Here is an 8,729-nt window from a genome sequence, read left to right as displayed (position 1 = left end):
CGCCGCGCGCGCCGGTCAGACCGTGGCGAGTTCGGGGGCGGTCACGCGCGAGCGGATCGATCGGTTCACACCCGACACGATCGCCTTGAGGCTCGCCGTGGAGATGTCCCCGTCGATGCCCACGCCCCACAGGCGCTGCCCGTCGACCTGCAGCTCGACGTAGGCCGCAGCCTGTGCGTCGCCGCCCGAGCTGAGCGCATGCTCGACATAGTCGTACACGGTGACGTCGATGCCCTCGGAGTGCAGCACCTCAAGGAACGCATCGACGGGGCCGTTGCCGGATGCCCCGGCCTGCACGTCGACGTCCCCATCGCGCAGGGTCACCTCCAGCGTGACATCGCCGGTCATGTCGCTCGAGGTGCGGGTGCTCAGCAGTTCGAACCGTCCCCAGCGGGCTGCGGCGTCATCGGTCGGCAGATACTCGTCGGTGAATGCCGACCAGATCTCGTCACTGGTGATCTCGCCGCCTTCGGCGTCGGTCTTGGCCTGCACGACGCCCGAGAACTCGATCTGCAGGCGACGCGGCAGATCCAGCGCGTGGTCGGACTTCAGCAGGTAGGCCACGCCGCCCTTGCCCGATTGCGAGTTCACACGGATGACGGCCTCATACGAACGCCCGAGGTCCTTCGGGTCGACCGGCAGGTAGGGAACGGCCCATTCGATCTCGTCGACGGTGACACCGGCCGCGGCTGCCCGGGCATCCATCGACTCGAACCCCTTCTTGATCGCGTCCTGGTGCGAGCCGCTGAACGCGGTGAACACCAGGTCACCGCCCCACGGCGTGCGCTCGGGCACCGGCAGCTGGTTGCAGTGCTCGACCGTGCGCTTGATCTGGTCGATGTCGCTGAAGTCGATCTGCGGGTCGATGCCCTGGGTGAACAGGTTCACGCCCAGCGTGACGAGGTCGACGTTGCCGGTGCGCTCGCCGTTGCCGAACAGGCACCCCTCGATGCGATCGGCGCCGGCCATGTAGCCCAGCTCGGCAGCCGCGACGGCCGTACCCCGGTCGTTGTGCGGGTGCAGCGAGAGGATGACGTTCTCGCGGTGGTTCAGGTGCCGGTTCATCCACTCGATCGAGTCGGCGTACACGTTCGGCGTGGCCATCTCCACCGTGGCCGGGAGGTTGATGATGACGTTGCGTTCGCGGGTGGGCTCGAACACCTCGAGCACCTGGTTGCAGATGTCGGCGGCGAACTCCAGCTCGGTGCCCGTGTAGCTCTCGGGCGAGTACTCGTAGTACACCGTCGTTCCGGGAACGCGCTTCTCGTTCTCGCGGCACAGCCGTGCTCCCTCGAGGGCGATGTCGACGATGCCCTGCTTGTCGGTGCGGAACACGACCTCGCGCTGCAGGATGCTCGTGGAGTTGTACAGGTGCACGATGGCCTGCTTGGCCCCGGAGATCGCCTCGTATGTGCGCTCGATGAGGTGCGCCCGCGACTGGGTCAGCACCTGGATCGTGACGTCGTCGGGGATCAGGTTCTCATCGATCAGCTGGCGCACGAAGTCGAAGTCGGTCTGGCTGGCGCTGGGAAAGCCCACTTCGATCTCTTTGTAGCCCATGCGCACGAGCAGGTCGAACATGATGCGCTTGCGCTCGGGGCTCATCGGGTCGATGAGCGCCTGATTGCCATCGCGCAGGTCCACCGCGCACCACCGCGGCGCCTTCGTGATGCGCGCGGACGGCCAGGTGCGATCGGGAACATCGACGTGGAACTGCTCGTGGAACGGACGATACTTGTGGGTCGGCATCGTCGAGGGCTTCTGGTTGTTCTTCATGGTGCGGCTTTTCTCTCGTCTGGGTTGCGGGCCGACAGCAAGCTCCGCGACGAGGATGGCCCTAGAACGAGGACTCGCCGCGGCAGCTAAGGAGAAGCACGAAGCCTGCACGCATGCAAATAGGGTACACCCGCTCGATCGAGCAGCCGAAAGTGTGTCAGAAGCCCAGACGACCCAGCTGCTTCGGGTCACGCTGCCACTCCTTGGCCACGCGCACGTGCAGCGACAAGAACACGCGGCTGCCGATGAGCGGCTCGATGCCGGCGCGTGCCCGGGCACCCACGTCCCTGAGTCGCGATCCCTTGTGGCCGATGATGATCGCCTTCTGGCTGTCGCGTTCGACGACGATATCCGCGTACACGTCGGTCAGATCACTGTTCTCGCGCGCGGCGATGTCTTGCACGACCACGGCGATCGAGTGCGGCAGCTCGTCGCGCACTCCTTCCAGCGTCGCCTCGCGGATGATCTCGGCGACCCGGTCGTCGAGACTCTCGTCGGTCACCACGCCGTCCGGATACAGGGCCGGGCCGGTGGGCATGAGCTTCAGCAGCTCGGTGGCCACGACATCCAGCTGTTCGTTCGCCACCGCCGACAGCGGGATCACCGCGGCCCAGTCCTCGCGCAGCGCATCGACCTCCAGGAGCCGCTCGGTGATCTGATCGCGGGTGGCGGCATCGGTCTTGGTGACGAGCGCGACCTTCTTGGCACGAGCGTAGCCGTCCAGCGACGCGGCGATCCGCCGGTCGCCGGGGCCCACCTTCTCGGTGGCGGGCACGCAGAACGCGATCACGTCGACATCTCCGAGCACCTGCTCGACGAGGTCGTTCAGCCGCTGCCCGAGCAGCGTGCGCGGACGGTGCACGCCAGGGGTGTCCACGATGATCAGCTGCCCGTCGGGACGGTTCAGGATGCCGCGGATCGCGCGCCGCGTCGTCTGCGGCTTCTCGCTGGTGATCGCGACCTTCTCGCCGACCAGCGCATTGGTCAACGTGGACTTCCCGACGTTCGGACGTCCCACGAACGTCACGAAGCCGACGTTCATCTCGCTCATGTCTCTCCTGCTCTCTGATCGCCCGCACCGGGCGTGCGCGAGGCACCGCCGCCCGCGCGCTGCACGAACACTGTGGCGATGCCTCGCCCTCGGCCCTGGGAGACACCGCCGGTGAGCCGCAGGCCGTCGACGTCTGCCGTCGCCCCCGGCTGCGGCACGCGCCCGAGCGCCTTGCCCAGGAGGCCCCCGATCGAATCGACGTCCTCGTCGTCCAGCTCCAGCCCGAACAGCTCGCCGACCTCGTCGACGCTCAGGCGCGCGCTGACCCGGTAGCGCCCGGGCTCGAGTTCGACGACCTCGGTCTGACGCGCGTCGTATTCGTCGGCGATCTCGCCGACGAGCTCTTCGATGAGGTCCTCGAGGGTGACCAGCCCCGCCACGCCGCCGTACTCGTCCACCACCATGCACACGTGCACGGCGTCGCGCTTCATCTGCTGCAGCAGGGTCTCGGCACGCATCGATTCGGGAACGAACACCGGCGGGCGGGCGATCGTGCTGACCGAGACCTCGTGCCACGCCGACTCCTGCCGGAATGCAATCTGCACGAGGTCCTTCAGGTAGAGCACTCCGACCACGTCGTCGGCCTCGTCGTCGACGACCGGGACGCGCGACACTCCCCGCTCGAGGAAGATGCTCAGCGCCTCGCGCGCGCTGGTGGCGGCATCCACCGTCACCATGTCGGTCCGCGGCACCATCACCGCGCGCACGACCGTGTCGGTGAAGTCGAAGACCGAGTGGATCAGGTCACGGTCATCGGCCTCGATGAGATCGTGCGAGGCCGCCTCGTCGACCATGCTCAGCAGCTGCTCTTCGCTGGCGAACGAGGCACCGCGCGCCCCTCCGGGGGTCACCCGGTCGCCGAACGCGATCAGCGCGCCGGTGACCGGTCCGAGGATGATCCGGATGCCGCGGATCACGCGCGCCGATCCCTGCAGCAGTCCCTGCGCGTGTCTGCGGCCGACCGAGCGCGGGCTGGCGCCGACCAGGACGAAGGAAATGCCGGTCATGAGCACCGCGGCGGCCAGCATCGCCCACCAGATGTTGTGGAACAGCAGCGTGAAGGCGACGGTGACCAGGACCGCGGCGGTGGTCTCGGCCAGAACACGGATGAACACGACCGCGTGCAGGTGGGCGTCGGGGTCTTCAGCGATGCGTCGCAGCTGGGCTGCCCCGCGTCCGCCTTCGTCAGCGAGCTCTGTGAGGTCCTGCCGGCTCGTGACGCCCATCGCGGCGTCGATGGCCGCCATGAGGCCGCCGAAGGCCACGAGCAGCACGGCTGCCAACAGCAGAAGCAGCGGTGTCATGCGTGGGGTCTGTGCCGCTCGGCGGTGTGGAATCCGAGCAGCAGGTCGCGCTGCAACCCGAACATCTCGCGCTCTTCGTCGGGTTCGGCGTGGTCGAAGCCGAGCAGGTGCAGCAGGCCGTGGGTGGTCAGCAGCAGCAGCTCATCCAGCGTGGAGTGCTTGGCCGCCTCTGCCTGGGTCTCTGCCACCTGCGGACACAGCACGATGTCGCCGAGCAGGCCCGCCGGCGTGGGCATGTCGGCCGTGCCCGGGCGCAGCTCGTCCATCGGAAAGCTCAGGACGTCGGTGGGCCCGGGCTCATCCATCCACTGGACGTGCAGTGCCTCCATCGCGCCCTCGTCCACGAGCAGGATCGCGACGTCCGCATCGGGGCTCACGTGCAGTTCGGCGAGATTGCGCTCGGTCAGACGCAGCAGTACGGCCTCATCGACCTCGACGCCGGACTCGTTGGTGATCTCGATCGTCATGCGCGTCCTCGCTTCGGTTGGCGGTCTCGGGGGGTGCCCGGCCGCGTCCCGTGCCGACGCTCGGCACGGCTCGCGAACTCCGCCGCCTCGTCGCGCTCGTGGCGGGCGGCGGCACGCTGCTGGTCATACTCGCTGTAGGCATCGACGATGCGTCCCACCAGCGTATGCCGCACGACGTCGTCGCTGGTCAGGTACGAGAAGTGGATGTCGTCGATGTCGGACAGCACCCGCCTGACCAAGCGCAGCCCGGAGGCGGCTTCGGGCAGATCGACCTGGGTGATGTCGCCCGTGACGACCATGCGCGTGCCGAAGCCCAACCGGGTCAGGAACATCTTCATCTGCTCAGGCGTGGTGTTCTGCGCCTCGTCGAGCACGACGAACGAGTCCGAGAGCGTGCGCCCGCGCATGTATGCCAGAGGCGCCACCTCGATCGTGCCGCTGGCCATCAGCTTGGGCACCAGCTCGGGATCCATCATCTCGTTGACCGCGTCATACAGCGGCCGCAGGTAGGGATCGATCTTGTCGGTGAGCGTGCCCGGCAGGAACCCGAGGCGCTCCCCCGCTTCGATCGCGGGCCGGCTGAGGATGATGCGGCTGACTTCTTTGCGCTGCAATGCCTGCACGGCCTTGGCCATCGCCAGGTAGGTCTTGCCGGTGCCGGCCGGTCCGATGCCGAACACGATCGTGTTCTGGTCGATGGCGTCGACGTAGGCCTTCTGGCCCGCCGTCTTGGGGCGGATGACCTTTCCGCGCGAGGTGAGGATCGCCTCGCCCAGCACTTCTGAGGGGCGCATGCCGTTGTCGGCGCGCAGGATCCTGCTGGAGGCGGCGACGTCCACGGGGTCGAGCCCTTGGCCGGCACGGGTCATCGCCATGAGCTCTTCCACGAGGGCGCGCGCCGCTGCCACGGAGGCGGTCGCACCGCTGAGCGTGATCTCGTTGCCGCGCACATGCACGTCGACGTCGGGGTGCTCGGCCTCCACGACGCGCAGCAGCCGGTCCTGTGGGCCCAGCAGCTGCACCATGACCACGCCGTCGGCGTGGATCCGTTCGGTCGCCGTACCGGTGTCATCGGGCATTCATGCTCTTTTCGCTCAGTGCTCCGCCGGGCACCTGCCCAGTCTATGAGACCTCGCCGACGTGCGACGGGTCTGTCACCAGCGCCCGAGACGCGCGCACAGCAGGGCGAGAGCGGCAGGCCCCGCCGTCGACGTGCGCAGCACCGTGGCCCCCAGTGCCGCCACCGTCGCGCCGGCCCGCTCGAACGCGTCGAGCTCTTCGGGGGCGATGCCGCCCTCGGGCCCGACCACCAGCACGACGTCCTCGCTGGCCGCGGCGTCGAACTCCATGCTGCTCAGCCGCACCGAACCGGTCGGATCCAGCACCATGACACGGGATGTCGCGGTCCGCGCGGCCAGCTCACGGGTCGAGGAGACTTCGGCCACCTCGGGGATCCACGCGCGGTGGGCCTGCTTGGCCGCTTCGCGCACGATGGTCTGCCAGCGCGCCCGTCCCTTCGCGGTCTTCTCGCCGGTCCATCGCGACACGCTGCGGGCTGCCTGCCACGGCACGATCTCATCGACGCCGAGCTCCGTCGCCGCCTGCACGGCCAGCTCGTCCCGATCGCCCTTGGCCAGCGCCTGGGCGAGCACGATCCGGGGCGAGGCCTCGGGCTCCTGGCGGCAGGCGGTGATGCGGACCCGCACACGACTCTGCTCGACCAGTTCGCACTCCCCCTCCAGCCAGGCACCCCGTCCGTCACCCACGGTCACCGCTTCACCCACGCGCACGCGGCGGACCGCAGCAGCATGGTGTGCTTCGGCCCCGCCGAACTCGACGAGGTCTCCGACGGTGGCGGCCACGGCATCCTCTGCCACAAAGTGCAGGGCCACCGATCAGCTGTTCCGGAACCGGTCGCGCAGCCGCGCGAACAGTCCCTGCTGGAACTCGGCGAGCTTGGGCGCGGGCGACTTGGTCTTCTTCTTGAAGTCTTCGATCAGCGCGCGCTCCTTCGCGTCCAGACGCGTCGGGGTCACCACGTGCACGCCCACGCGCAGGTCGCCGCGCTGTGTGCCGCGCAGCGGCGTGATGCCGCGCCCCTTGATCGTCAGGACGTCGCCCGCCTGCACGCCGGGTCGGATCTCGAGGTCGACGGGACCGTCCAGAGACTCGATCGTGGTGGTGGCGCCCAGGATCGCATCGGGCATCGACACATCGAGTGTCGCGAGCAGATCGTCGCCCTCGCGGCTGAAGACGTCATGGTGCGCGACGGTCATCTCCAGGTACAGGTCACCGTTCGGCCCGCCTGCCGGGCCCACCTCGCCCGAGCCGGGCATCTGCAGGCGCAGCCCTGTCTCGACGCCGGCCGGGATGTCCACGGCCACCGTGCGCCGCGCGCGCACCCGACCCTGGCCCTGGCACGTGGCGCACGGATACGGGATCGTCGTGCCGTAGCCCTGGCACACTCCGCACGGAGCGCTGGTGACGACGTTGCCCAGAAGGCTGCGCACCGTGCGCTCGACGTGCCCGCTGCCGTGGCAGATCTCACACGTGACCGGAGAAGTGCCCGGCTGGCAGCACGAGCCCTCGCACGTCTCGCACAGCACAGCGGTGTCGACCTCGAGGTCGCGGTGCGTGCCGAAGACGACATCCGCCAGATCGAGCGTGACGCGCACGAGGGCGTCCTGCCCCCGCTCGCGCCGGGAGCGCGGTCGCGCCGCGCGCGCTCCGCCCCCGCCGAAGAATGTCTCGAAGATGTCGCCGAAACCGCCGAACCCGGCGCTCTGGCCGAACGGCGAGTCCCCGCCCATGTCGTAGCGGCGGCGCTGGTCGGGGTCGCTGAGCACGTCGTACGCGTGTGTGACGAGCTTGAACTTCTCTTCGGCGTCCGCCCCCGGATTCACATCCGGGTGCAGCTCGCGTGCCAGGCGCCGATACGCCTTCTTGATCTCGTCCGGTGACGCATCCCGCGCCACGCCCAGTACTTCGTAGTGGTCCTGGTCAGCCACAATCGCCTTCCTGCCCGCCGATGCGGGGTCGTCTTCCGTCCGCGCTGCTCAGCGCCTGCACCTGTTCAGCGCGGCGCGTCATCGTCTTCGAGCAGTCGGCTCAGATAGTGGGCGACGGCTCGCACCGCCGCAAGGTTCGTCGGGTAGTCCATGCGGGTGGGTCCCAGCACCCCCACACGCGCACGTGCACCGGTGACGTCGTAGTCGCCGGTGACCACGGATGCCTCGGACAGGCCGAACGGTTCGTTCTCGCGCCCGATCGAGGCGGCAAGACCCTCCCCGTCGGCGACCATCTCGCTCATCAGCCTCAGCAGCGTCACTTGCTCTTCGATGGCCTCCAGCAGCGGGTAGATGCTGCCGCGGAAGTCGGACTCGCGTCGGGCCAGGGTGGCGGTGCCGGCCATCAGCAGGCGGTCCTGCCGGAACTCCTCGAGCTCTTCGGAGACCACGCGCAGCACGATGCCGGTCGCGGCATCCTCTCGGCTCATGCTCAGCGGCTCGCCGGCGAGCATTGCCGTCACCGCTGCCGCTCCCTCACGCACGCTGCGGCCCGACACCAATGACGACACCCGTGTGCGCAAGCGCCCCACCTCGGCCTCGTCCAGCGGTTCGGCGACGCCGACCACCCGCTGCGAGACCCTCCCCGTGTCGGTGACCAGGATCACCAGCACGCGGCCGCCGAGGTCCACGATCTCCACGTGCGAAACGCGCGCGCGGGCGAACGACGGGTACTGCACGATCGCGACCTGCCCGGTCAGATTCGTCAGGGCACGCACGGTGCGCGCCAGCACATCGTCGAGGTCGGTCGAACCGTCCAGGAACGTCGTGATGGCCGTGCGCTGGGCCGGCGAGAGCGGGCGCAGCTGGGCCAGGTGGTCCACGAAGACGCGATAGCCCTTGTCGGTGGGCACCCGCCCCGACGAGGTGTGCGGGGCCACGATGAGCTCTTCGTCTTCGAGCAGCGCCATGTCATTGCGGATCGTGGCCGCCGACACGCCGAACGCGTGGCGATCGACGATCGTCTTGCTGCCGACCGGCTCGCGGGTCTCGACGTAGTCCTGGACGATGGCCTGGAGAACCTGCAGTCCGCGCTCGCTGACCATGGCTGCCTCCTGTTCGGCCT

The 8,729-nt window shown here is 68.7% G+C and carries 8 protein-coding genes; all 8 read right to left on the bottom strand.

Annotation, left to right across the window (positions count from 1 at the left end):
• Nucleotides 1-15 precede the first annotated feature (15 nt).
• Nucleotides 16-1,776: a 2-isopropylmalate synthase gene (leuA, locus tag QU603_RS07370; RefSeq protein ID WP_308493833.1), complete on the bottom strand. Its 1,761-nt coding sequence runs from the start codon at nt 1,774-1,776 to the stop codon at nt 16-18.
• A gap of 157 nt (nt 1,777-1,933) precedes the next feature.
• Nucleotides 1,934-2,827 carry a GTPase Era gene (gene era, locus QU603_RS07365; protein ID WP_308493832.1) on the bottom strand — a complete coding sequence of 298 codons (894 nt, stop codon included), beginning with the start codon at nt 2,825-2,827 and terminating at the stop codon, nt 1,934-1,936.
• Nucleotides 2,824-4,131 carry a hemolysin family protein gene (locus QU603_RS07360; protein ID WP_308493831.1) on the bottom strand — a complete coding sequence of 436 codons (1,308 nt, stop codon included), beginning with the start codon at nt 4,129-4,131 and terminating at the stop codon, nt 2,824-2,826. Before QU603_RS07360 ends, era begins: the two co-directional genes overlap by 4 nt.
• Complete coding sequence (gene ybeY, locus QU603_RS07355) at nt 4,128-4,598, bottom strand: rRNA maturation RNase YbeY (protein ID WP_308493830.1); 471 nt, start codon at nt 4,596-4,598, stop codon at nt 4,128-4,130. Before ybeY ends, QU603_RS07360 begins: the two co-directional genes overlap by 4 nt.
• Nucleotides 4,595-5,677, bottom strand: a complete 1,083-nt coding sequence (locus tag QU603_RS07350) for a PhoH family protein (RefSeq protein WP_308493829.1) — start codon at nt 5,675-5,677, stop codon at nt 4,595-4,597. Before QU603_RS07350 ends, ybeY begins: the two co-directional genes overlap by 4 nt.
• A 75-nt stretch (nt 5,678-5,752) precedes the next feature.
• Nucleotides 5,753-6,490, bottom strand: coding sequence for a 16S rRNA (uracil(1498)-N(3))-methyltransferase (locus QU603_RS07345; RefSeq protein ID WP_308493828.1), 738 nt, complete (start codon nt 6,488-6,490; stop codon nt 5,753-5,755).
• 3 nt (nt 6,491-6,493) lie between these two features.
• Entirely contained in the window at nt 6,494-7,606 is a 1,113-nt protein-coding gene (gene dnaJ / locus QU603_RS07340; protein WP_308493827.1) for a molecular chaperone DnaJ, read from the bottom strand.
• Nucleotides 7,607-7,671: 65 nt separating this feature from the next.
• Nucleotides 7,672-8,709, bottom strand: a complete 1,038-nt coding sequence (hrcA, locus tag QU603_RS07335; RefSeq protein WP_308493826.1) for a heat-inducible transcriptional repressor HrcA — start codon at nt 8,707-8,709, stop codon at nt 7,672-7,674.
• Nucleotides 8,710-8,729: the final 20 nt, after the last annotated feature.

It is taken from the genome of Microbacterium terrisoli, assembly GCF_030866805.1.
GTDB classification, from domain to species: Bacteria; Actinomycetota; Actinomycetes; order Actinomycetales; family Microbacteriaceae; genus Microbacterium; species Microbacterium terrisoli.
This window is presented reverse-complemented; position numbering and strand designations above follow the sequence as displayed.